General features: G+C 41.1%; 24 protein-coding genes, 1 tRNA gene, 1 other RNA gene and 1 pseudogene. 19 read left to right on the top strand and 8 right to left on the bottom strand.

Annotated features, from left to right (window positions below; genetic code table 11):
* Positions 1-2 precede the first annotated feature (2 nt).
* The 5 genes from rpoD (at position 3) to ssrA (ending at position 3,886) form a co-directional block, all read left to right on the top strand.
* Entirely contained in the window at positions 3-1,115 is a 1,113-nt protein-coding gene (gene rpoD / locus AC3E8G_RS02695) for an RNA polymerase sigma factor RpoD (protein WP_490676954.1), read from the top strand.
* A 344-nt stretch (positions 1,116-1,459) separates the two neighbouring features.
* The gene (locus AC3E8G_RS02700) at positions 1,460-1,789 is read left to right on the top strand and encodes a metal-sulfur cluster assembly factor (RefSeq protein WP_006596590.1); all 330 of its coding nucleotides are present in this window, start codon (positions 1,460-1,462) and stop codon (positions 1,787-1,789) included.
* A 155-nt stretch (positions 1,790-1,944) separates the two neighbouring features.
* Positions 1,945-2,652, top strand: a complete 708-nt coding sequence (locus AC3E8G_RS02705) for an ABC transporter ATP-binding protein (RefSeq protein ID WP_048691014.1) — start codon at positions 1,945-1,947, stop codon at positions 2,650-2,652.
* 9 nt (positions 2,653-2,661) lie between these two features.
* Positions 2,662-3,462, top strand: a complete 801-nt coding sequence (locus tag AC3E8G_RS02710) for a hypothetical protein (RefSeq protein WP_048691012.1) — start codon at positions 2,662-2,664, stop codon at positions 3,460-3,462.
* Positions 3,463-3,538: 76 nt separating this feature from the next.
* Positions 3,539-3,886: a transfer-messenger RNA gene (gene ssrA / locus AC3E8G_RS02715) on the top strand.
* A 152-nt stretch (positions 3,887-4,038) separates the two neighbouring features.
* Here the strand turns inward: ssrA and AC3E8G_RS02720 are convergent.
* The 4 genes and pseudogenes from AC3E8G_RS02720 to AC3E8G_RS02735 form a co-directional block, all read right to left on the bottom strand.
* Positions 4,039-5,120 (bottom strand): annotated as a pseudogene (locus tag AC3E8G_RS02720) (tyrosine-type recombinase/integrase).
* A 135-nt stretch (positions 5,121-5,255) separates the two neighbouring features.
* Entirely contained in the window at positions 5,256-5,543 is a 288-nt protein-coding gene (locus AC3E8G_RS02725) for a hypothetical protein (protein ID WP_490676955.1), read from the bottom strand.
* A gap of 18 nt (positions 5,544-5,561) precedes the next feature.
* Positions 5,562-5,939: an ImmA/IrrE family metallo-endopeptidase gene (locus AC3E8G_RS02730; RefSeq protein ID WP_490676956.1), complete on the bottom strand. Its 378-nt coding sequence runs from the start codon at positions 5,937-5,939 to the stop codon at positions 5,562-5,564.
* Entirely contained in the window at positions 5,936-6,283 is a 348-nt protein-coding gene (locus AC3E8G_RS02735; RefSeq protein ID WP_490676957.1) for a helix-turn-helix domain-containing protein, read from the bottom strand. The genes AC3E8G_RS02730 and AC3E8G_RS02735 overlap by 4 nt, the downstream gene beginning before the upstream one ends.
* 161 nt (positions 6,284-6,444) lie before the next feature.
* On the opposite strand from AC3E8G_RS02735, the gene AC3E8G_RS02740 reads away from it, so the two are divergent.
* Positions 6,445-6,660: a helix-turn-helix domain-containing protein gene (locus tag AC3E8G_RS02740; RefSeq protein WP_490676959.1), complete on the top strand. Its 216-nt coding sequence runs from the start codon at positions 6,445-6,447 to the stop codon at positions 6,658-6,660.
* Positions 6,661-6,696: 36 nt separating this feature from the next.
* Complete coding sequence (locus AC3E8G_RS02745) at positions 6,697-6,852, top strand: hypothetical protein (RefSeq protein WP_490676960.1); 156 nt, start codon at positions 6,697-6,699, stop codon at positions 6,850-6,852.
* 125 nt (positions 6,853-6,977) lie between these two features.
* Here AC3E8G_RS02745 and AC3E8G_RS02750 read toward each other — a convergent pair whose 3' ends face one another.
* A complete protein-coding gene (locus AC3E8G_RS02750; protein WP_490676961.1) occupies positions 6,978-7,322 on the bottom strand; it encodes a hypothetical protein in 345 nt (114 codons plus the stop codon).
* Between the two features lie 144 nt (positions 7,323-7,466).
* Between AC3E8G_RS02750 and AC3E8G_RS02755 the strand changes: the two genes are divergently transcribed.
* Entirely contained in the window at positions 7,467-7,652 is a 186-nt protein-coding gene (locus AC3E8G_RS02755; RefSeq protein WP_490676962.1) for a helix-turn-helix domain-containing protein, read from the top strand.
* A 94-nt stretch (positions 7,653-7,746) separates the two neighbouring features.
* Here AC3E8G_RS02755 and AC3E8G_RS02760 read toward each other — a convergent pair whose 3' ends face one another.
* Positions 7,747-8,436, bottom strand: a complete 690-nt coding sequence (locus AC3E8G_RS02760) for a hypothetical protein (RefSeq protein WP_490676963.1) — start codon at positions 8,434-8,436, stop codon at positions 7,747-7,749.
* A 51-nt stretch (positions 8,437-8,487) separates the two neighbouring features.
* Here AC3E8G_RS02760 and AC3E8G_RS02765 point away from each other — a divergent pair, with 51 nt between their 5' ends.
* The 8 genes from AC3E8G_RS02765 to lepB all read left to right on the top strand — a co-directional run bounded on the left by AC3E8G_RS02765 (position 8,488) and on the right by lepB (position 17,669).
* On the top strand, positions 8,488-9,186 hold the full coding sequence (locus AC3E8G_RS02765; RefSeq protein ID WP_490676964.1) for a DUF3102 domain-containing protein: 699 nt from the start codon (positions 8,488-8,490) through the stop codon (positions 9,184-9,186).
* A 281-nt stretch (positions 9,187-9,467) separates the two neighbouring features.
* Positions 9,468-9,707 carry a hypothetical protein gene (locus AC3E8G_RS02770; protein ID WP_490676965.1) on the top strand — a complete coding sequence of 80 codons (240 nt, stop codon included), beginning with the start codon at positions 9,468-9,470 and terminating at the stop codon, positions 9,705-9,707.
* 408 nt (positions 9,708-10,115) lie between these two features.
* A complete protein-coding gene (locus AC3E8G_RS02775; RefSeq protein WP_490676966.1) occupies positions 10,116-10,577 on the top strand; it encodes a hypothetical protein in 462 nt (153 codons plus the stop codon).
* 404 nt (positions 10,578-10,981) lie between these two features.
* Positions 10,982-11,069, top strand: a tRNA-Ser gene (locus tag AC3E8G_RS02780).
* Between the two features lie 127 nt (positions 11,070-11,196).
* Positions 11,197-14,298, top strand: coding sequence for a DNA polymerase III subunit alpha (locus AC3E8G_RS02785; protein ID WP_154858457.1), 3,102 nt, complete (start codon positions 11,197-11,199; stop codon positions 14,296-14,298).
* Positions 14,299-14,382: 84 nt separating this feature from the next.
* Positions 14,383-15,396, top strand: a complete 1,014-nt coding sequence (pfkA, locus tag AC3E8G_RS02790; RefSeq protein WP_154858455.1) for a 6-phosphofructokinase — start codon at positions 14,383-14,385, stop codon at positions 15,394-15,396.
* A 60-nt stretch (positions 15,397-15,456) separates the two neighbouring features.
* Positions 15,457-16,962, top strand: coding sequence for a pyruvate kinase (pyk, locus tag AC3E8G_RS02795; RefSeq protein ID WP_154858453.1), 1,506 nt, complete (start codon positions 15,457-15,459; stop codon positions 16,960-16,962).
* A gap of 149 nt (positions 16,963-17,111) precedes the next feature.
* Positions 17,112-17,669, top strand: coding sequence for a signal peptidase I (gene lepB / locus AC3E8G_RS02800; protein WP_238656197.1), 558 nt, complete (start codon positions 17,112-17,114; stop codon positions 17,667-17,669).
* 89 nt (positions 17,670-17,758) lie between these two features.
* Here the strand turns inward: lepB and AC3E8G_RS02805 are convergent, their stop codons facing one another.
* On the bottom strand, positions 17,759-18,952 hold the full coding sequence (locus AC3E8G_RS02805) for a cation diffusion facilitator family transporter (protein ID WP_490676968.1): 1,194 nt from the start codon (positions 18,950-18,952) through the stop codon (positions 17,759-17,761).
* Between the two features lie 198 nt (positions 18,953-19,150).
* On the opposite strand from AC3E8G_RS02805, the gene pcrA reads away from it, so the two are divergent.
* Positions 19,151-21,436, top strand: a complete 2,286-nt coding sequence (gene pcrA / locus AC3E8G_RS02810) for a DNA helicase PcrA (RefSeq protein WP_490676969.1) — start codon at positions 19,151-19,153, stop codon at positions 21,434-21,436.
* 122 nt (positions 21,437-21,558) lie between these two features.
* Here the strand turns inward: pcrA and AC3E8G_RS02815 are convergent, their stop codons facing one another.
* A complete protein-coding gene (locus tag AC3E8G_RS02815) occupies positions 21,559-21,771 on the bottom strand; it encodes a hypothetical protein (RefSeq protein ID WP_080980944.1) in 213 nt (70 codons plus the stop codon).
* A 149-nt stretch (positions 21,772-21,920) separates the two neighbouring features.
* Between AC3E8G_RS02815 and AC3E8G_RS02820 the strand changes: the two genes are divergently transcribed.
* Both AC3E8G_RS02820 and AC3E8G_RS02825 read left to right on the top strand, forming a co-directional pair.
* A complete protein-coding gene (locus AC3E8G_RS02820) occupies positions 21,921-23,192 on the top strand; it encodes a DUF2130 domain-containing protein (RefSeq protein ID WP_236128050.1) in 1,272 nt (423 codons plus the stop codon).
* Between the two features lie 3 nt (positions 23,193-23,195).
* Entirely contained in the window at positions 23,196-23,996 is an 801-nt protein-coding gene (locus AC3E8G_RS02825) for an alpha/beta fold hydrolase (protein WP_490676970.1), read from the top strand.
* Positions 23,997-24,139 lie beyond the last annotated feature (143 nt).

Here is a 24,139-nt window from a genome sequence, read left to right on the forward strand (position 1 = left end):
GAATGGCGAAAGAACAAAAAGATATCACAACTTTAGATGTCCAAATTGCAGAGTTTATTCGTAGTCATAAGAAAAGTGGTACTGCAACAGATGATGAAATCAATGATCAATTGGTCATTCCTTTTACCTTGGATGCCGATGGGATTGATGATTTGTTGCAACGGATTCAAGATGCAGGGATTTCCATCACGGATAAGGAAGGAAATCCAAGTGCGCGTGTCCTGAACAATGAAGAGGAAGAACCAGAGTTGACGGATGAGGAATTGCTTGGAAGCAACTCTGCCAAGGTCAATGACCCAGTACGGATGTACTTGAAAGAAATTGGGGTCGTTCCTCTTTTGACCAATGAAGAAGAGCAAGAATTGGCTATCTTAGTGGAACAAGGAGACTTGGAAGCCAAGCAACGTTTGGCAGAAGCCAACCTTCGTTTGGTTGTATCCATTGCGAAACGTTACGTTGGTCGTGGAATGCAATTTTTGGATTTGATCCAAGAAGGAAATATGGGCTTGATGAAGGCCGTTGATAAGTTTGACTATACCAAAGGGTTCAAGTTCTCTACCTATGCTACTTGGTGGATCCGTCAGGCTATCACTCGTGCTATCGCAGACCAAGCCCGTACCATTCGAATTCCTGTCCACATGGTGGAAACCATTAACAAATTGGTTCGGGAGCAACGCAATCTCTTGCAAGAATTGGGACAAGACCCAACGCCTGAACAAATCGCTGAACGCATGGATATGACGCCTGATAAGGTGCGCGAAATCTTGAAGATTGCCCAAGAGCCTGTTTCTCTTGAAACACCAATCGGGGAAGAAGACGATAGCCATTTGGGAGATTTCATCGAAGACGAAGTAATTGAAAATCCAGTAGACTACACCACTCGAGTGGTTCTCCGCGAACAATTGGATGAAGTCCTCGATACCCTGACAGACCGGGAAGAAAATGTGCTTCGTCTCCGTTTCGGTTTGGATGATGGAAAAATGCGGACCTTGGAAGATGTGGGGAATGTCTTCAACGTGACCCGTGAACGGATCCGTCAGATCGAAGCCAAAGCCCTCCGCAAACTCCGCCACCCAAGCAGAAGCAAACCATTACGTGATTTTATAGAGGATTAAAAAGGTCCGGGGGACCTTTTTAACGGCCACCCAAAAACAAAAGAGTGGCCAGGTCCAGTGGACATTTTTAACGGTCGCCTAGAAATAAAAAAGCGACCCAGGCCCAGTGGCCCCTTTTAACGGTCGCCTAGAAATGAAGAAGCGACCCAGGTCCGGGGGACCTTTTTAACGGCCACCAAAAAAAAAGAGAGTGGCCCAGGTCCAGTGGCCCTTTTTAATGGTCGCCTAGAAATGGGAAAGCAACCTAGGTCCGGGTGCCCTTTTCTAGAGCCCTTTGAATCTAGGGCTTGCTGTAAACAAAATAATTCTTCCTGGGGTTGAACTGAGTGAAGAAGGAGTAAAGAATGAGTTATACGACAGAAGAAATCGAACAAATTAAAAACCGTATTCTTGAAAATCTAGAGCAGGTCATCGATCCTGAATTAGGTATAGATATTGTCAACCTTGGTTTGGTCTACGAAATTCGGTTTGATGGTGAAACTGGTGAAACAGAAATCGATATGACCCTCACCACCATGGGCTGTCCATTGGCAGACTTGCTGACGGATCAGATTTATGATGCTTTAACAGGAATGGAAGAAGTGACCAAGGTCGATGTGAAATTGGTCTGGTATCCAGCTTGGACAGTTGAGAAGATGAGCCGCTATGCGCGAATTGCTCTAGGAATTAAATAAAATTGTTTTAAAGGAGGAATGGATGTTCCTCTTTTTTTGCGAAGATAGTTTGGATGTCAAATAGTACGAATATTATATCTTCTTTTACGATTATATCTTGCAATCACTTCTTAGTAAGGTTATAATAGAATCATTATTAAATTAAGGAGAAGATTATGAATCAGTACCCTTTGGTCTACTTAGACCATGTTCAAAAAGTGTATGGTAAGCACATTGCCTTATATGATGTGAGTGTCAATATTCAACCGGGTCGTATCATTGGTTTGTTAGGACCAAACGGAAGTGGTAAAACAACCATCATTAAATTAGTGAATGGGCTTTTGCAACCTACTTCGGGAAATGTTTACATCCATGGTGAAGTGCCGTCTGCAAGAACCAAACAAGTCGTTTCTTATTTACCAGATACAACTTATTTGGATGAGAATATGAAGATTTCAGAGACTCTCCGTTTCTTCCAAGACTTCTATAAAGATTTCAATGTGCAACGTGCCTATCAATTGTTGAACGATTTACAATTGCACCCAGAGCAAAAATTGAAACAACTCTCTAAAGGGAATAAAGAAAAAGTTCAATTAATTTTGGTCATGAGCCGTGAAGCGGATTTGTACATTCTTGATGAACCAATTGGTGGAGTGGACCCTGCTGCGCGTGACTACATTCTTAGAACCATCATTCAAAATCGTCGTCCAAACTCATCAGTATTGATTTCAACCCACTTGATTGCGGACGTTGAACAAGTCTTGGATGAAGCGCTCTTTATCAATCAAGGTCGTATTCTGTTGCATGAAAACACAACTGTTTTACGTAACCAATACGGTAAATCGATTGATGAGATCTTCCGTGAACAATTTAGAATGTATTAGGAGGCTCTTATGTTTGGGAAATTAATGAAATATGAATTAAAAGCAACCTATAAGTGGTATCTCATTATTTCGGGTGTGCTTGCTATTCTCGCTATTTTTGCTGGTTTATTAGCTTCTAGTGTTATTACTGGCGCAGCAAGTTATACAGCAGATACAACCTATACGATTGTTGGAATTGTTGTTCTGGTTATTTTTGCGGGTTACATTGGCTTGACCTTGACCAACTATATCATTATTATTCGTCGTTTTTACAATAATATTTTTGGTCGAGAAGGTTATTTGACCTGGACTTTGCCAACTAGCTCTCATACCGTTTTACTTGCAAAAGCTACCTCTGCTTTGATTTGGAGTATCTTCTGTTTTATTAGCTTGGTCCTTTCTTTGGTTATTTTCCTAGGTGTAATTGGACTTTCTCAACAACAGAATATCTTTGAGGTGCTTGGTCTACTTCTTGAACGTATTGGTGGCCCTCTGTTTTGGCAAACCTTGTTTTTCCAATTGTTAGCAACCATTTCAGGGATTTTGATGCTCTATTGTGCGATTTCACTGGGCCAACTTTTTATTAATCATCGTGTCGTAATGGCCTTTGTCTTTGGTTTTATTCTTTGGGTTGTTCTTAGCATCATTGGAAGAATGTTTCCTACTGTGGAGTTAACCAGTCTTTCATATCTGTCAAGTGGCTATTATGATACCCTTAGTGATGTATTGGCTGTTAACTTTATTCCGGCTTATATCTATGAACTAGTAAAAATTGTAGCGATGTACTTTACCGTTCATTATGTAACAAAATTCAAATTGAACTTACAATAAGAATGAAAGAGGAAGGAATTCCTCTTTTTCTTTTGCCATTTTATCCAAAAAATGATACACTTGAGTATATCATTTTGGGGTCGTTACGGATTCGACAGGCATTATGAGGCATATTTTGCGACTCGTGTGGCGACGTAAACGCTCAGTTAAATATAACTGCAAAAAATAACACTTCTTACGCTCTAGCTGCCTAAAAACCAGCAGGCGTGACCCGATTCGGATTGCTCGCGTCTGATGACAGGTCTTAATTTTAGCGAGATACGATCAAACTTTGTCTAGCAGTTTGATAAGAGATTGATAGACTCGCAGTTTCTTGGCTTGAGTTATGTGTCGAGGAGCTGTTAAAGCAATACATAACCTATGGTTGTAGACAAATATGTTGGCAGATGTTTGGACGTGGGTTCGACTCCCACCGGCTCCATATATACTTTCTAAAGTTTTCTAAAACTTTCTAAAACGTTGTAAAAACAACGTTTTTTGTTTTATACTTTCTATTTCTTTTTGAACCTTTTTGGAACTAACAGACCCAAAAACAGACCCTTTTTTATCCAAAGAGTCTGTTTATATGTTATTTGTTTAAAAATCAATATAGCTTGCGAATTTCTCACCGATATCATCCTTAGCCTCTCTGGTGATGTGAGTGTAGATATTCATAGTTGTTTTTAGGTCTGAGTGCCCAAGTCTGTACTGGACCTGCTTGAGTGTCATTCCGGCTTCAAAACATAGGCTGGCATGTGTGTGCCGGAATCCATGGATCCTAATTGGGCGCATGTCTGAATCTTTGACAATTTGTTGTAGCCATTTCCGTGGTAGTGATCCTGGTATTGGTTTTCCAAATTCATTTTCAAAGATATAAGTAGTAGTAGGGTTCATCTCTCTCCACTCTGCGAGGAGCTCACTTGTTTTCTTATCCAAGCTAATCAATCGGTTACTACTTTTGTTTTTTGTAGCACCGACGGATTCCCCGTCAAACCCTCTCGTAATAGCTTTGTTTATGCTCAGAGTGTTATTGTTCCAGTCTTCCCATTTGAGGGCTAAAACCTCCCCTTTTCGAGCCCCTGTGAAGGCTAGAAGACGAAAGAGGACTTTCTTTCTCAATTCATCTGTTTGGTATACTAACTTGAGGAAAGATTTTAGCTCATTTTTGTCGTAAAAATCGCTGTCTGTATCTGCTTGCTTTCTGACAAGGGTCGTTACGCTCTCAACCGGATTGGTTGAGATGTATCCGTGTCGGATGGCATACTTACAAATATTGTTCATCAAGCCTCTCATTTTACGTCCGTAAACAAGTTTCTTGGACCAAGCATTGACCTGCTCCTGAAGCTGAAGAGGAGTGAGAGAAGATATTTTTTGATTTCCTAAAGTTGGATAAATATGATTTTATATATTCCGTTCTGTCTTGATGTAGGTACTATCTTGTACGGTGTCAGCATATTCCTTGAGCCATTTTTCAGCGACTTCCTTGACAGTGATTTCCTTCTTTTTTCCTCGCTATTCTCGAGGTCGTCTTGAAGCTGGAGAAGTGCTGCTCTTGCCTTGGCTTTTGTCTGAAAACCCTGACGCTTCACATACTTGTCCTTTCCATTTTCTTTACTAACATAGACTCTGAATTTGTAGGCAGTTTCGCCATTTTTCTTTTTGTAAGATTTAATTTCCATTGAATTTTACCTCATTTCTTGTTAAAATGGGTATAAGAAAAGACATCATAAGAGGGTATCTCTATGACAATCTTTTCCTGTAACTTGCCTCACGCTCTCGGTCGCCAAACTTCTGAGCGCGGGGCTTTTTTGTTTTTACTTGCTATTTAGCTTTTTCAGTTCGTCAATAATCTGTTGGTTTTGACTAATCAATATCCAATTTTGTTCTACCAACGCCGAAAGATAACTTACTTTTGCTTGCTCTTCGGCTTTTGCAAAACTAAGAGCCATACCCGTTTTTATCAGACCGTTACCAGATAGGTCATTGATCACCTTCTCTACCTGGACAAAACTTTCTTCAGATAGGTTTGTCACTCCACGTTCTTCAAGATAAATTTGAGCTTTTGATATTTTAGGCTCTTTAATACCACCAAATAATCCCATATTTTTCTCCTTTTTGAGTTATCCCACTAATCTATAAAATTCATCAATGACCATCAGTTCATCTGTGGTTGTTTTTAATTTATGTTTCTCCATAAAATGTAAATAGTTAAAATCCTCCTTATCTACATGACTCAGTTTCTCCTCTAATAATGCGTGTATCATGGTCCTATTGGCCTCATTCTCGCATTTTATCGGGTTGATGGTATATTCACCCCTCGAATGAGTTAGATGCCCTAATTCGTGTAATATGACCCTTTTCTGGGCCTCACTAGATAGTGCCTTATTAACGAATACTATCTTTATCTCATCTACATAAATGCCGTGCCTATGCCACAGTTCCTTATCAAAATAGGCTATACGGACACCATGCAGATCACGTATTTCTTCTAAGCTCATAATCTGCCTTTTAAATAAATTTCTATTATATTTTGAATTGCTTGTATGTCGTCTTCATTAAGAGGCTTGCCGTCAAACGTTTTAGCGTTCTCTGCCATCTTTCGTAGGTCGGTTTCTGAATAGGTTGGTTCTTCCGAAGTTTCATCAGCCCACCCCATAAGTTCGGCTGGGGAAATACGTAGCTTATCAGCAATTTTTTTCAGGACTTCAGGGCCAACCTTTTCTATATCGCCTTTTTCATAACGAAAAATAGTAGAGCGTGATACACCTACCGCATCAGCCAAATCATCAGCTGAGATTTTTAATTCTTTTCTTCTTAATTTTATTTTTGCTCCAACGTTCATGATAATTGCCTCCTATATATTACACTTTAATTCTACAACTTTAGTTTCAAAAATGCAATAAAAAAGTTTCAAAAATGCGATTTTTTGTTGACAATTACTATTTAAGGTGTTATACTTAATACAACAAGTCGCATAAGTGCGACAAATAGAAAGGAAAATACATGGTAGATGTATCAAGATTAAAAGGTAAAATTGTTGAACGCAATACCACGCAAGAAGAACTTGCTAACAAGATTGGTATTGATAAAAGCACGTTTTACCGTAAGATGAAACAAAATGGCAACTTCTCAATCAAAGAAGTGAACATGATTGTATCAACGCTCAATCTTTCAAAAGATGAAGCTTTGTTCATTTTTTTTAGCGAATCAGTCGCATAAGTGCGACAATTAGAAAGGAGCACAGGTGAAGTGAAAATGAAGAATTTAAGTATCGGCATCAAAATTTCTAATGTCGAGGAATTGGCAGAAGCTAGTCGAGAAGTAGCTAAAAAAGCCGAAGAATTGCAAGAAGCAACTAAACGGCTTAATGAGGTTAAGTTGAAATTAGAAACCGAGTCTCTTCATGATTAGGATTTGTGTTGCATTGGAAATTAAATAACAAGGAGGTGAAAGAATGAGACCAAAACGATATCCGTATAGCGGAAAAAGAAAAAAGTCTATCAGAAGCTCGATAGACTTTGCAATAGATCAAAATGCTATTCTTCAATCGGTTGTTCTAAATTCCCCATTGAAACGCCCAGAATCTGATCTATAAATAAGCAAACATATGGCATTGTGAATGGACCCCCAAACGAAGATGTACGAAGTTCAACATCTACCAAAAAAAATGCTGTTGGATTTTTTTCATCGTATTCAGAAAGTCGCATATCTTTTATGTTTTGAGAAATCGTAGATACATAAGAATGTTTTGTATCAGTAGGGTCATAAATTTCGCCAATATATTGTCCAGCAGCTGTTTGGACTATTAACTTGTGGTTTGTATCTTTCGCTATATTCCCTTGCGCCAATATCAAATCAAGTTTTGCTAAGTTATTACTCATTTTTTCTCCTTTCTGTTGAAATTTTGACTAAAACGGTGAGAGGTCCTAGTCAATAATGATTATAACATAGATAACAGAAAAACACAACATATTGTTAATAAAATATATTTGCCTACCAAGATATAGTGTTTCGAGGAGTAGAAAATGTGGGAACAATTAAATCAGATAATGCAGGAAAGAAATTTGAACGGCAATCAATTATCTAAGATGGCTGGAGTTAATAGAAGTTTCTTTTCTGACTTAAAGACTGGAAAGGTAAAGTACCTTTCTTGGCCGAACATGTGCAAAATAGCTGACGCACTAGAAGTCAGCTTGGATGAGTTTAGATAGAAAGAAGGAAATATGAACGAACTAGAAAGAACAGCCCTCAACGAGATATTGAGGACTGTGACATATATTGCTGAGAAGTTGGATGAACTAGATTCTAAGATTTCTTTGAACGATTCACAAGCTCTTGAGCATCAAGAAAGTTGAGTTTCATTTCCATGTAGTGAATAACTCCGTGCAGGTAGTTTTTTAGGTCTGTAAAGCCTTTGTCGGGGTTGTTTCTGTAGTAATGACCTTCGTCATTGCCGATATAAGCTGATGCAAGCGCAAATGTTTTAAGATCTTCATCCTTAATATATTTTTCAATAACTTGTTTTAATGACATTTTAATGATTTTATCTTCATCATCAGGATTGGTAATTATGGAAAAATCTTTAACAAAAAACTCAAGAGCCTTTCGATATCCTATACCTGCAATGTGGCCTAATTGTTCATGCTCAGCTTTCAGTGCTTGGACATAGATTTGCTTACCAATTGGAGAAACTATCTCTACATCGTCAGATATAGGTATATCGCTTGGGAGATTAGGAATTACTTTGATATGTTCGATTTCGTATCTTTCAGTGTATGAATTGATCAAATATTTTATAGCTATAAATTCCTCCGTCCAGAAGTGCTTACAACCTAAGCATCGGAATGTTAATACCAAATTTGTTTCATCTTCTGTGAGAGGAAAATAAGAAGAATTTACAAGATCTGGATTGGTTGGTTTTTTACAAATTGGACAGATGTCTTCAACGGTTACAGGTCTAGAAACAGAAGAGTTTATTTTTGCTTGAAATATCATAATTTTCCCCAATCGTTTTTATTTTATTATACCAAATTTAGAAAGGACGTCATGAACGAAATAACATTATCAAACAATTTGGCTCAGATTGAGCTAGAAATCAGCCATCACAAGCAAATAGCTGGTCAGTCCATTTGGGAAATCGGCAGACGGTTGAATCATGTGAAAGAAAATGATCTTACGCATGGACAATTTACAAATTGGGTAGAGAATCAAGGGATTCACATTCGAGAAGCTCAACGAATGATGAAAGTAGCTTCTGAGGTACCAAACACGACAACGTTGTCGCATTTGGGTACCACAGCACTTCATCTGATAGCAACTCTTCCAGAAGAAGAGAAAGAGGAGCAGATCCAGCGCATTGAAGACGGTGATACTCCGACAGTGCGAGAGCTACAGGAAGTTAAGAGGAAACTCAAACTCACCCAACAAGCAAATGAACTTCTAAGGAATGAGAATGAGAAAATCAAGTCTTCCAAGACCGAGGTCAAGGAAACTATCAAAGAAGTCGTACCGGACGATTACAAGGCTACACAGGACCTTAACAGGCAATTGCTGGAAAAGAACAAGGAACTTTCTAAAACCGTGAAAGCGATGGAAGAACGCTCCGAATTTATCGAAAAGCAATTTGCCGAGACACTGGCCCATCGTGAAGAGGTCGATAAGAAGAATGTCTTCAAGCTGCTTACGAAGAAATCAAGGACCGTAAAGGTAAAATGGTTAAGGCTTTCCATACGCTATCAACGCTGACATCGGTACGATTTATACTGACACAACCGCTAAAAATGGTGCAGTCAAGTGGATTAAAATAAAACGCTGGAACTGGGCAGAACGCTTGGACAGTCTTGTATGGAGAATTGAAACACAAGCCTAAAAACATAAACTCGACCCTTGGTGCGTCCTATGTAGAATTCAGACGTATCAATTCGACGGTTGAAATCAGCTTCGGCGGGCTATCGTGGGGCTGGTTTGGTATCAAACGCAGAGGTGCGCCGGGATACGTACCACAATGTACTGACCGAGAGCGAAACGTGGTAATCTTAAATGTCGGTGGGATTCCGACTGGTCTTCGGCCTACAGGGTCTAAACTGGGAGTTATCACAAATGACCGAGGTAAGCGCTACGGCACGTTTTACGTATCTGGGCCATCTGACGGCAGTCAAGTGCGACTGCAGTTTGACGATCCAGTACCAACAGATCAAGACATCGGTGATATACGATTTACTAGCATGTCCTATACCACGGATGACCCGTGGACGGAAAATCTATAATCTATAATATATAAGACACACAACCCTCCCAATTCGGGAGGGCTTTTTTTATCTTCTTTGAAACTAGTTACAGACCTTTTTTCTGTAATAACGGCAAATTCCCAAATTGTCTATTATAATAGAAAGAAACTAAAATATTACATTTATTCATTAATTTTTACAATCAGTCCTAAACACATACCATAAATACGAAATAAGTTGATAAATTAATACTTCGATTATATATTTTTCAATTCTAGTGTATCGTAAAAGCCCTGAAATACTTGAATATTCATCTCAACAATAAAATAATTAATTTTTTTTAAAAATATCCTTGACATCTTGTATTAATTAGCGTACACTAGCTTTACTAGGTAACTCTAGCAATACTAGTAAAGTTATTTAATTTTTAAAAAGGAGGCCAAAATTATGGCAAACAAATATCAAACCAATTATCTCGTAGCTTTACCTGTGGTAAATGTTGATTTCCAATCAGCGAGAGAAGTCCTGAATGCCCACTTAGAGAAAGCTAATGAAGTAGGCTCTGTATACTTCAGCACAAGTAATAGAATAGACACTAAGAAACTCGAAAAGGTAACCCAAGTATTACTTGTAAGCAAATTATTTACTTACATTGCTGATTTGGTTGGCTATGACTATTTTGAAGAGAAATCAGCCCCTTCCGACGTTGCTAGTTATGCTCCAGAAATTTTCGCAGAGGATCAAGACAATCATTGGTTAAAACTAGCAAATATCAGACCAATTAGCCTAGATGATTTGAATACTTTTGAAATGGTAAATAAAAAAGTACAGGCACAATATAATGGTGTCGGAAACTACATTAAGAACACTGGACGTCTGCAAGTGTTCTATGCCAAGAAAACATCATAAGTGTAATAAACAATTACAAAAGAGCATTCCGTATTAACGAGATTTCTTGCTTTTGGGCTAGGAAATTAAGTAGTTCTGTGGTAAACTGAGTCATAGGAATAAATCTCTTTCTAGTAATGTTTCGCAACTCTACTATAACGGATTTATTCCTTTTTTGTGTTTACACAACTTATTTCACACTACCTAAATTTCACAATCAGACCCAAATACAGACCACAAATACGAAATAAGTTGATAAATTAGCATCAATCATACTCCCACTGGATCCATTTTTATATATGCAAACGGCAAATCCTTGTCGTTTTTTGTTTCTTTAAAATCTATCAAGCAATGATATCTTGTGAGCGATTCCTAAATTTTTTGTTGACAGGAGGAGTGCTTTTCCGTATAATGGATACTAGTTTGGAAGATTACTCAAGAGGCTTAAGAGGCCGTGTTGGAAACGCGGTAGGCGTGTAACAGCGTGCGTGGGTTCGAATCCCATGTCTTCCGTAAGAGAAAGGAAAGCAGATTAGTTGATCTGTTTTTTTGTTAGGCAGGATTGGCAAGGGGTAAGAGTGTCTTCTTTGTCGGATTTCCTGTATAATAGAAGGTAAGAACGGACGAAAAGGAGTGCAAGGTGATTACACAACTGGACACAAAATCGGTTTATACCTTTATGGACAGTTTAGTCTCTATTCGAGACTATATTCAGCGTGCCAAAGAAATGGGTTACCAACAAATCGGTCTCATGGATATAGATAATTTATATGGGGCCTACGAGTTTTTAGAAGAGTGCCAAAAAGCTGGTATTGGGGCTGTCCTAGGTCTTGATTTGGAAGTCGAGTTACCAGCGGGGCCCTTGTCTATCCGTTTGCTTGCATTAGGTACCGTAGGTTATAAACATTTAATCAAGATTTCCAGCATGAAAATGATGGGGACAACTGACTGGTCGGCCTTTCAACACTTGTTGGATGATCTAGCCATTATCGTTCCCTATTTTGAAGGGATTGAGTATTTAGACTTGGGCCAAGACTTTGCGATTGGTGTCTTTCCGGATACTCCAGCGAAACAGTTTTCTCGTCCTGTTTTCCCCCTCCATACAGTCCGCTATTTTTCAATGAGTGATTTGGAGAGTCTTCAGATGCTCCACGCCATTCGTAATAATTGCAGTCTGAAGGAAGTAGGAGCTGTTGACACTTCTATGATGTTACTGCCACCAGAAGAGTTGGAGCGGGCCTTTGCTCATAATTATCCAGATAGTATTTCTTATCTAGAGAAGACCCTTGCGACTGTTCATTATGAGATTGATACGCAATTGAAGCTTCCCCGCTTTAATCCAGAGAAACCTGCAGTCGAGGAATTACGTGAGTTGGCTGAGGAGGGCTTGAGAAGCAAGGGGCTGGACCAGACGGTTTACCAAGAGCGTTTGCGTCATGAATTAGCTGTCATCCATCAGATGGGCTTTGATGACTACTTTTTGATTGTCTGGGATTTATTACGGTTTGGTCGAAGCCAAGGTTACTATATGGGGATGGGCCGTGGCTCAGCAGTTGGTAGTCTAGTAGCCTACGCCTTAGATATCACAGGGATTGATCCGGTCAAGAACAATCTCCTCTTTGAGCGTTTTCTGAACTTAGAGCGCTATACCATGCCTGATATTGATATTGATATTCCAGATGTCTATCGTCCCAAATTTATCCAGTATGTTAAAAATCGCTACCGCAGTCCTCATGTGGCCCAAATTGTGACCTTCTCAACTTTTGGAGCCAAACAAGCCATTCGAGATGTTTTTAAGAGATTTGGAACCCCAGAGTATGAGTTAACCAACCTCACTAAGCGGATTGGCTTACGGGATACCTTGGCTTCCGCTTATGAAAAGAATTTAGCTTTTCGCCAAGCCATCCAAAGTCGTCCAGAATACCGGAAGGGCTTTGAAATTGCGAAGAGGATTGAAGGGCAACCACGCCAGACCTCGATTCATGCGGCAGGCGTCGTCATGAGTGGAGAAGACCTCACCAATCAAATCCCGATCAAGATGGGTGAGGAGATGAATTTGACCCAATATGATGCCCATGGTGTTGAGGCAAATGGTCTGCTCAAGATGGACTTCTTAGGACTCCGAAATTTGACCTTTGCTCAACGGATGCAGGAAGCCGTAAAGGAAAAATATCAAAAGGATATTAAGATTGAGGATATTCCCCTAGAAGATCCGGAAACGATTGCTTTGTTTGCTGCAGGAAATACCAAGGGAATCTTCCAGTTTGAGCAAGCAGGAGCTATCCGTTTATTAAGACGGGTTCAACCCAACTGTTTTGAAGAAATTGTTGCGACCACATCTTTGAACCGGCCTGGGGCTAGTGACTATATTGATAATTTCGTCAAACGCAAGCATGGCAAAGAGAAGGTTGATATGATCGATCCTAGTTTGGAAGGCATTCTAGCACCAACTTATGGCATCATGCTCTATCAGGAGCAAGTCATGCAGGTGGCCCAGACCTTTGCTGGCTTTAGTCTAGGAAAAGCCGATATCCTCAGACGGGCTATGGGGAAAAAGAACGTGGCAGAAATGCATCGGATGGAAGATGACTTTATCAAGGGGGCTGTCGCTCTTGGGCACAGTGCAGAAAAAGCCAAGCAAGTCTTTGCTATTATGGAAAAATTTGCTGGCTATGGCTTCAACCGTTCCCATGCCTATGCTTACTCAGCCTTGGCCTTCCAATTGGCTTACTTTAAAGTCCATTATCCAGATGTCTTCTTTGACATTATGCTCAACTACTCTAGCAGTGATTACTTGACCGATGCGCTCCAATTTGACTTTAAAGTAGCTCCTTTGACCATTAATACCATTCCTTATAAGGATAAGTTCCAAGATCAGAAGATTTATCTAGGAATGAAAAATATCAAAGGTCTTCCAAAAGATCTAGCCTATTGGATTATTGAGCAACGTCCCTTTGAGAGCATTGAAAATTTTATCTTGCGCTTGCCTAGCCAGTATCACAAACTTCCTCTCTTAACGCCACTGGTAGAATTGGGCTTGTTTGACTGCTTTGAAAAGAATCGCAGAAAAGTCCTTCAGAACCTTCCCAATTTATTTGTCTTTGCGGATGAATTGGGTAGCTTATTTGGTCAAGCTAATTATTCCTGGATGGATGCTGAGGATTATAGCAAGGCGGAGAAGTATGAAATGGAGCAGAGGGTCATTGGGGTCGGTCTTAGCCCTCATCCTCTGGTGGAAATTGTAGCTGCAAGTAGCCAACCGACTCGACCAATCGCTTCTTTAAGTGAAGGAGAACAGGCCACTATTCTAGTTGAAGTCCAATCGATCCGGACCATCCGAACCAAAAATGGGGAAAATATGGCCTTTTTACAAGTTTCCGATCTCCAAAAGAAGATGGATGTCACTCTTTTCCCAGATACTTATCGCCAGTATAGTGTGAAAATAAGAGAGAAGGGCTATTACTATCTCAAAGGAAAAGTGCAATCTAGAGATGGTCGTCTCCAAATGATTTTGATGGAAGCAGAAGAAGCCACCAATCAGCGTTTTTGGATTCAATTGTTTGATCACCAAGAGGACCGGGCAGTTTTAGATATCTTAAAGGCCTATCCGGGTCCCTATCCTGTCGTTATTCGCTATGAAGAGGAGAAAAAGACCATTCAATTAAAAGGAGTTTCCGTCCAGAAAAACGAGAAGTTAGAAAATGAGCTGGCAAGTATTGCTATGAAAACGATTTATCGATAAAATCTACGGAAAATAGGAGAAATTTGAGCCTCTTTGTGTTATAATCATTTAGAATGTAAAAGAAAAAAAGGAGCAAATATCGAAATGAAACGTATTGCTGTTTTAACCAGTGGTGGAGATGCCCCTGGAATGAATGCTGCTATCCGTGCAGTTGTTCGCCAAGCAATTTCTGAAGGAATGGAAGTATTTGGTATCTATAATGGATACGCTGGTATGGTTGCTGGTGATATCCATCAATTGGATGCTTCATCAGTTGGAGATATTATTTCTCGTGGTGGAACGATGCTTCATTCAGCTCGCTATCCTGAATTTGCTGAACGCGAAGGTCAATTAAAAGGGATCGAGCAGTTGAAGAAACATGGAATCGAAGGTGTCGTCGTTATCGGTGGTGATGGATCATACCACGGAGCGATGCGTTTGACAGAACATGGCTTCCCAGCTGTAGGACTTCCTGGGACAATTGATAATGATATCGTTGGTACAGATTTTACAATCGGGTTTGATACAGCAGTTACAACTGTTATGGACGCGATTGATAAGATTCGCGATACTTCGTCTAGTCACCACCGTACTTTCGTTATCGAGGTAATGGGACGTAATGCCGGGGATATTGCCCTTTGGTCTGGTATTGCTTCTGGTGCGGATGAAATTATCATTCCAGAAGAAGGCTTCGCTATCGAAGATGTCGTTGAGAGTATCAAAAAGGGCTACGAAAAAGGTCGTACACACAACATCATCGTTCTTGCTGAAGGTGTGATGTCTGCTGCTGAATTTGGTAAAGCCTTGAAAGATGCAGGAGATGCAAGCGATCTTCGTGTAACTGAACTTGGACATATCCAACGTGGTGGATCTCCTACTGCGCGTGACCGTGTTCTTGCTTCACGTATGGGAGCACATGCTGTTAAGTTGTTGAAAGCTGGTATCGGTGGTGTAGCTGTTGGTATCCGCAATGAACAAATGGTGGAAAACCCAATTCTTGGTAGTGCAGAAGAAGGAGCTCTCTTTAGCTTAACTGAAGACAGTAAGATCAAAGTGAACAACCCTCACAAGGCTGACTTGAACCTTGCAGAGTTGAACCGTAGCTTATCTTCTATTTAATATTTATTTGTTAAAATTTGTCTAAAAAGACAGTGTATTTTAAAAGGAGTCATAGAAATCATGAACAAACGTGTTAAAATCGTTGCAACCTTAGGTCCTGCGGTAGAAATCCGTGGTGGTAAAAAATTCGGTGAAGATGGATACTGGGGTGAAAAACTTGACGTTGAAGCTTCAGCTAAAAACATTGCTAAATTGATTGAAGCAGGAGCTAACACTTTCCGTTTCAACTTCTCACACGGTGACCACCAAGAACAAGGTGAACGTATGGCAACTGTTAAACTTGCAGAAAAACTTGCAGGTAAAAAAGTTGGTTTCCTTCTTGATACTAAAGGACCAGAAATCCGTACTGAATTGTTCGAAGGTGAAGCTAAAGAGTATTCATACAAAACTGGTGAAAAAATCCGTGTTGCTACTAAACAAGGTATCAAATCAACTCGTGAAGTGATTGCTTTGAACGTTGCTGGTGCTCTTGACATCTATGATGACGTTGAAGTTGGTCGTCAAGTATTGGTTGACGATGGTAAATTGGGTCTTCGCGTTGTAGAAAAAGATGATGCAACTCGTGAATTTGTCGTTGAAGTTGAAAACGACGGTGTTATTGCTAAACAAAAAGGTGTGAACATCCCTAATACTAAAATTCCTTTCCCAGCTCTTGCTGAACGTGATAATGACGATATTCGTTTCGGTTTGGAACAAGGTATTAACTTCATCGCGATCTCATTCGTACGTACTGCAAAAGACGTAAACGAAGTTCGTGCTATCTGTGAAGAAACTGGTAACGGTCACGTTCAATTGTTCGCTAAAATCGAAAACCAACAAGGTATCGATAACTTGGACGAAATCATTGAAGCTGCTGACGGTATCATGATCGCTCGTGGTGACATGGGTATCGAAGTACCATTCGAAATGGTTCCAGTTTACCAAAAAATGATCATCACTAAAGTAAACGCTGCTGGTAAAGTTGTTATCACTGCAACAAACATGCTTGAAACAATGACTGAAAAACCACGTGCAACTCGTTCAGAAGTATCAGACGTATTTAACGCTGTTATCGACGGAACTGACGCAACTATGCTTTCAGGTGAGTCTGCGAATGGTAAATACCCACTTGAGTCAGTTACAACAATGGCTACAATTGATAAGAACGCTCAAACTCTTCTTAATGAATACGGACGTTTGAACTCAGATTCATTCGAACGTAACTCTAAGACAGAAGTTATGGCTTCAGCAGTTAAAGATGCTACAAACTCAATGGACATCAAATTGGTTGTAACTTTGACTAAGACTGGTCACACAGCACGTTTGATCTCTAAATATCGTCCAAATGCTGATATCTTGGCATTGACATTTGACGAATTGACTGAACGTGGATTGATGTTGAACTGGGGTGTTATCCCAATGTTGACAGATGCTCCATCATCAACTGACGATATGTTCGAAATCGCAGAACGTAAAGCAGTAGAAGCAGGTCTTGTACAATCTGGTGACGATATCGTTATCGTTGCAGGTGTGCCACTTGGCGAAGCTGTTCGTACAAACACAATGCGTATCCGTACAGTACGTTAATCTAACCAATGAACAAACCTTGTTCTCTAAGCGTAAAAGCTTGGAGGCAAGGTTTTTTTAGTGCAAGTTTCTGACAATTTGGGAATGTGGGCCTTTTTTATTGTCTAATAAAATGGTATAATGAAATGAGCTGAAAGGGGGGGATAGGAATGTCGAAAAGGGATTTGATTCGGAATATGATCATCATTGGAATATTGGGCTTGGTACTTATTACTTTGCGCCTATTTGTTTTTCAACCATTGTGGGTATCTGATCAAATGGCCAATGCCTCCGTTAAGAAAGATGATTTAGTATTAGCGACTAAAAAGGGGAAAATTGATCGAACGGACTTAGTCCTCTATCATGTAAAAGAGAAACAATATCTTGGACGTGTCATTGCGATAGAGAGCGATGAGGTAAGCTATGTGGATGATGTCTTTTATCTGAATGGTGTAGCTACAGCAGAACCGTATTTGGACAAGATGAAGACCAAACATTTGGCTGCCCCAAGTGGCGATTATTTTACAAATGATTTTTTCTCTAGAGAACTCAAGGGAACCAAGGCTGGAAAAGTACCTAGTAATAGTTACTTAGTCCTAAATGATGATCGCAACAATACCAAAGACAGTCGTGAATTTGGTTATATTCAATCAGATCAGATTGAGGGTGTTGTCGATTTCAGATTGTACCCTCTAAATAAATTTGGTTTTATTAAAGAAGAAGAATAGTCCGGAAGGGCTATTTTTTCTTACAAAAAAGCTACTGCAGAAAGGAATTGCAGTAGCTTTTTGTTCTGGTCAAATTGAGGGAGAGGGATCTATTCTTCTTGTTTACTAGTAATTTGGTGAAAGACCTTTTGCCAATGTTCATGGCGACGCCAGAGACTGGTGTGAACCTGGTTGTGTAATTCATAGCGAATCAATTTGGTCTTTTGGCTGATGGATTCGATCTCGAAATTCTTAAAGGGAATTTGATGCTCTTCCTGCAAACGGACCAGGTCCTCTTTGTGACTTTCTTGGCCGAATTCATTAATGAGGGTGAAGTTGTCTGCAAGAAGGGTTGAATATTCTTGCTGAGCTTGCAAGCGTTCCTCATAGGTCTTTAATTTGAGAAGGACATTGTCCAGAATCTCATCTTCAGGGATAGAACTTGGCTCCACATGGACATCGATATCAAAGACGCCAAACTGTTCCTTGAGAAGGCGCTCGACCTCTTCGGTAATGGCATGGCTCTCATAAACAGAAAGGTCAGGATTCATTTCGATGACGACATCCAGGTAGATGTTGCTACCGTATGTCCGTCCCCGTTGGGATTTGACCCGGCTGACTTTGGGCAATTCTAGAATGGCAGCCTTGTATTTATCAAGAAGGCTTTCATCAAATCCATCTGAGAGGCTGAAGGAGGATTCAATGAAAATATCGTAGGCTGTCTTTAGAATAAAGAAAGTAATAACGATGGCCACTAATTGGTCCACAATCGGATAGTTAAGAGCACTAGCTCCAATCGCAACAGAGGTTCCTAAAGAAGTGACCACGTCAGACAGGTTATCTTTAGCAGCTGCATTGAGGGCCTTGGACTGGGCTTTCTTGGCTAAAGTGCGGTTATGAAGATAGACCGCAAACATGACAAGGGCTGACCCAACTCCAACAATGGCTCCTAAAGGATCAATAACAGTTGTTTCCCTGCTGAGGATTTTTTGAACCGTATCTCGTAGGACATCAAAGCCCACATAAAACATGATGATGGAAGTTACTAGGCTAGCTAGATCTTCAATCTTCCAATGACCAAATCGGTGGTCGCGGTCAGCTGGCTGGCGGGCCATGCGAATGCCAATGAGAAGGGCGACATTACTGATAATATCTGATAAGTTATTAAAACCATCAGCAACCAAACTGGAGGAGTGAAGGAGGTGCCCTGTTGCTAATTTGGCTGCGGAAAGAATTAGGTAGGCGACAATACTGATCAGGGCTCCACGTTCGGCTAGTTTTAAATTACTTTGTGATTGATTCACTGATAACTCCTCCAGACTTCTGTAGATTTCCTCCTAAGTGAAAAACTTGGATCGTTGTTGATGAGGAAATATTCGTTCTTCTTAAGGCTTTATTATAGCTTTTTTGAGTGCAAAATTCAAATGATGCCAACTGTTTCCAAAAGGAGAAAGGGCGAAAATGTGGTATAATAGAACGATTGAATGAATGAGGAGTATGAGATGAATCCTTTATTGAATGGTATGAATGATCGCCAAGCAGAGGCGGTCCAAACGACAGAAGGTCCCCTCTTAATCATGGCGGGGGCTGGCTCGGGTAAGACACGTGTCTTGACCCATCGCATCGCTTACTTGATTGATGAAAAGATGGTCAATCCTTGGAATATTTTGGCCATTACCTTTACCAATAAAGCCGCTCGGGAGATGAAGGAGCGGGCTTATCAGTTGAATCCAGCCACCCAAGATTGCTTGATTGCGACCTTCCACTCTATGTGTGTGCGCATCCTTCGTCGAGATGCGGATCATATTGGCTACAATCGTAACTTCACGATTGTCGATCCAGGTGAGCAACGGACCTTGATGAAGCGGATCTTGAAATCCTTGAATTTGGATCCTAAGAAATGGAATGAACGGACCATCTTGGGGACCATTTCCAATGCCAAAAATGACCTGATTGATGAAGTGGCCTATGCTGCCCAGGCTGGAGATATGTATACCCAGATTGTCGCCAAGTGCTATGAGGCTTACCAAAAGGAACTCCGTCAGTCAGAAGCGGTAGACTTTGATGATTTGATTATGCTGACCCTGCGTCTTTTTGATCAAAATCCAGATGTGCTGACCTATTACCAGCAGAAGTTCCAATACATCCATGTGGATGAGTATCAAGATACCAACCATGCCCAATACCAGTTGGTCAAACTCTTGGCTTCACGCTTTAAAAATATCTGTGTCGTTGGGGATGCCGACCAGTCTATTTATGGCTGGCGGGGAGCGGATATGCAGAATATCCTGGACTTTGAGAAGGATTATCCTGATGCCAAGGTCGTTTTGTTAGAGGAAAATTATCGTTCCACTAAAACCATCCTGCAAGCAGCCAATGATGTCATTAAAAACAATAAAAATCGTCGTCCTAAGAATCTTTGGACCCAAAATGCTGACGGGGAAGAGATTGTCTACTACCGGGCCAATGATGAGCAGGATGAAGCGGTCTTTGTTGCTAAGACCATTGAGGAGCTCAGTCGCGAAGCGGGTTACAAACACCGTGATTTTGCTGTTCTCTATCGGACCAATGCCCAGTCACGGACTATTGAAGAAGCCTTGCTCAAGTCCAACATTCCCTACACCATGGTGGGGGGCACCAAATTCTACAGCCGGAAGGAAATTCGAGATGTCATTGCTTATCTGAACTTGATTGCTAACCTCAGTGACAATATCAGTTTTGAGCGCATTATCAATGAACCCAAGCGGGGAATCGGGCCAGGTACAGTGGATAAGATTCGTGATTTTGCTCAAATGCAAGAGTCTTCACTTCTAGATGCTTCAGCCAATATCATGCTATCAGGCATCAAAGGAAAGGCTGCCCAAGCCATCTGGGACTTTGCCAATCTCATTCTTGATTTGAGAGAAAGATTGGACCAGCTGACCATTACAGAGTTGGTCGAAGAAGTCCTTGACAAGACAGGCTACATGACGGCCCTAACCAATCAAGGAAATTTGGAAAGTCAGGCCCGCATCGAGAATATCCAAGAGTTCCTATCTGTTACCAAGAATTTTGATGAAAATGGAGAGACCGTCGAAGACGAATCAGGTGTGGAGACCTTGAGTCGTTTCTTGAACGATTTGGCTTTGATTGCCGATACAGATGATGGAGCGCAAGAGACCTCAGAAGTCACCTTGATGACCCTTCACGCGGCTAAAGGATTGGAGTTTCCAGTCGTCTTCTTGATTGGGATGGAAGAAAATGTCTTTCCTCTTAGTCGAGCAGCTGAGGATCCAGATGAGTTGGAAGAAGAACGTCGCTTGGCTTATGTAGGGATCACACGGGCAGAGAAGGTTCTCTTCTTAACCAATGCCAATTCACGTTTGCTCTTTGGACGGACCAGCTACAACCGCCCGACGCGTTTTATCAATGAAATTAGCTCGGATTTATTGACCTATCAAGGATTAGCGCGTCCAGCCAACACTAGCTTTAAGGCTTCGTATAGCAATGGAGGTGGAACGACCTTCGGAAAAGGAATGAGCCTGTCGCAAGCCCTTCAAGAGCGCAAGAGACAAGCAGCCCCAAGTGCCCTCACGTCATCAAGCCTCCCCTTTGGCAATAGCAACCGTTCTAGCACCAAAGAAAGTGTCGCTTGGGCCATTGGTGATATTGCCATTCACAAGAAGTGGGGAGAAGGAACTGTGCTTGAAGTATCTGGTAGTGGCAACACCCAAGAGCTCAAGATCAACTTCCCAGAAGTGGGGCTCAAGAAACTCTTGGCCAGTGTCGCCCCGATTGAGAAGAAATAAACTAAATCCAGTAAGCCTAGCTTGCTGGTTTTGTCCTTTTATCAACTTCCCTTAGGTGAGGACGGACGGTAGCGACTCCCTTTGGGATTCCATACCTTAGATTTGAGCCTAACGTCTTAAATCTACCGAGAGAGTGGGACAGAAATCGGTAATTCGTTAGAATTCGATTTCGTCGTCCCACCTCCGCACAGTTGAGTAGGGTTGTAAAAGCTGATAAAATCAGCGTAGTAGAGCCCACTCAACCACTGCGTCTTGCTCGATAATCCAAAGACAATTGAGAGGCTAGGACTTTTGTCCCAGCCTCTTTTCTCACGGCGGGAAGTTTCAATGGTCATCGTTCTGCTTTCTCAAATGCTCTCATTTACTCTATTCATTGCCATAAACTTGATTGTGGAGGGAAATAGTAGGAGCAAGCCTCGTTTGCTGGTTTTGATTTTACTGGTGGCATGATATAATATACTAAGAATAGAGAAAGAGGCATGCTATGAACGAAATCAAGTGCCCCAACTGTGGGGAAGTTTTTACAGTCAATGAAAGTCAATACAGCGAACTCTTGTCACAGGTACGGACAGCGGAGTTTGACAAGGAAATTCATGAGCGAATTCGCCAAGAGTTGGCTTTGGCTGAGCAAAAGGCCCTTAATGAGCAACAAGAGAAGTTAGCAAAGAAGGACCAAGAAATTGCCCAGTTACAAAACCAGATTCAACAGTTTGATACTGAAAAAGAATTGGCCAAAAAAGAGGTGGAGCAAACCGCTAGCCAAAGTCTGCTAAAGAAAGAAAAAGAAGTGCAAGCACTGGAGAATCAGTTGGCCACTTTGCGCTTGGAGCATGAGAATCAACTGCAAAAGACTTTATCTGCACTGGAAAAAGAGCGAGACGAGGTTAAGAATCAGCTAGCCTTGCAAGAAAAGGAAGCAGCACTCGCCCAGACTTCTCTCAAAGAGCGCTATGAGGTAGAGCTGCGGCAGAAAGACGAGACCATAGAGTTCTACAAGGATTTCAAAGCTAAGCAGTCTACTAAGATGATTGGCGAGAGTTTGGAACAGCACTGCGAGTATGAGTTTAACAAGAATCGTATGGCTATGTTTCCACGAGCTGAGTTTGGCAAGGACAATGATGCAAGAACTGGCAGCAAGGGTGACTACATTTACCGTGAGGTGGATGAAAATGGTATAGAAATCCTCTCTATCATGTTTGAGATGAAAAATGAAGGCGATGAGACAGCGACCAAGAAGAAAAACGAGCATTTCTTCAAAGAGCTGGATAAGGACCGGCGGGAGAAAGGTTGCGAGTATGCTATTCTGGTGACACTTCTTGAGGCTGATAGCGAGCTCTACAATTCGGGTATTGTCGATGTGTCCTACGTCTATGAGAAGATGTATGTTATCCGGCCTCAGTTCTTCTTGCCCATGATTACCCTCTTGCGCAATGCGGCTCTTAATTCTCTTAAATACAAGCAAGAACTAGCACTTATCCGTGAGCAAAATATTGACATCACCCACTTTGAAGAAGATCTAGACGCCTTCAAGGTTGCCTTTGCTAAGAACTACAATTCAGCTTCGGTCAACTTCGGTAAGGCCATCGATGAGATCGACAAGGCCATCAAACGGATGGAAGAAGTCAAGAAATTCTTGACCACATCAGAAAATCAACTCCGCCTCGCTAATAATAAGTTGGATGATGTATCAGTCAAAAAATTGACCCGCAAAAATCCAACCATGAAAGCTAAATTTGATGCTCTGAAAGGAGAATAATCTTTGTATTCAGCTAAGAACGCTACCTTGTCCATGAATGGGAAAACCATGGACTATGTGACATTTGGTAAAGGTAAGCAACCATTAGTGATCATACCAGGCTTGGGGGATGGGCTTCAGACCGTTAAAGGAAAGGCCCTGCTCTTTTCCCTCTCTTATCGTCTACTTGCTAAGCGCTATAAAATCTATGTTTTTTCTCGAATCAATGAGCTGAGACAGGGCTATACGACGCAAGATATGGCAGCAGATGTAGCAGAAGCAATGGAGACACTAAAACTAGATACCGCTTATGTTATGGGGATTTCACAAGGTGGAATGATTGCACAATGGTTGGTGGCGGATTTCCCTGAAAAGGTTCAAAAGCTCATCTTAGCCGTGACCACTGCAAAACCTAGTCAACTTGCTAGAGAACGAATTGAGCATTGGCAAAAACTTAGTCAATCTGGAAATTTTAAGCATCTCATGCTGGATATTGCAAAGCATTCCTATACGCAAAAGAGTTATCAAAAGTGGCGGTTCCTTTATAATATCATGGGTCGCTTGGGACGAATGAAAGATGAGAAACGAATTGCCATTCAGTCTCAGTCTTGCTTGGAACATAATAGCCTTAAGGTCTTAAAAGAAATTCAATGTCCGACCTTGGTCCTTGGTGCGCTTGAAGATGATGTGATCGGTGTGAACGACTCCAAGGAACTGGCAAAAGCGATTTCGGGTTGTCAGCTCCTTATTCTAAAGCATTCTGGGCATGCTCTTTATGAAGAAAATAAAGCATTTCAAGAGGCTGTCTGTGAATTCTTAAACTAAAAAAGAGAGTGGGACAGAAATCGGTAATTCGTTAGAATTCGATTTCGTCGTCCCACCTCCGCACAGTTGAGTAGGGCTGTAAAAGCTGATGAAGTCAGCGCAGTAGAGCCCACTCAACCACTGCGTCTTGCTCGACAATCCAA

This window comes from Streptococcus sp. SCPM-O-B-15294 (M123), assembly GCF_058200455.1.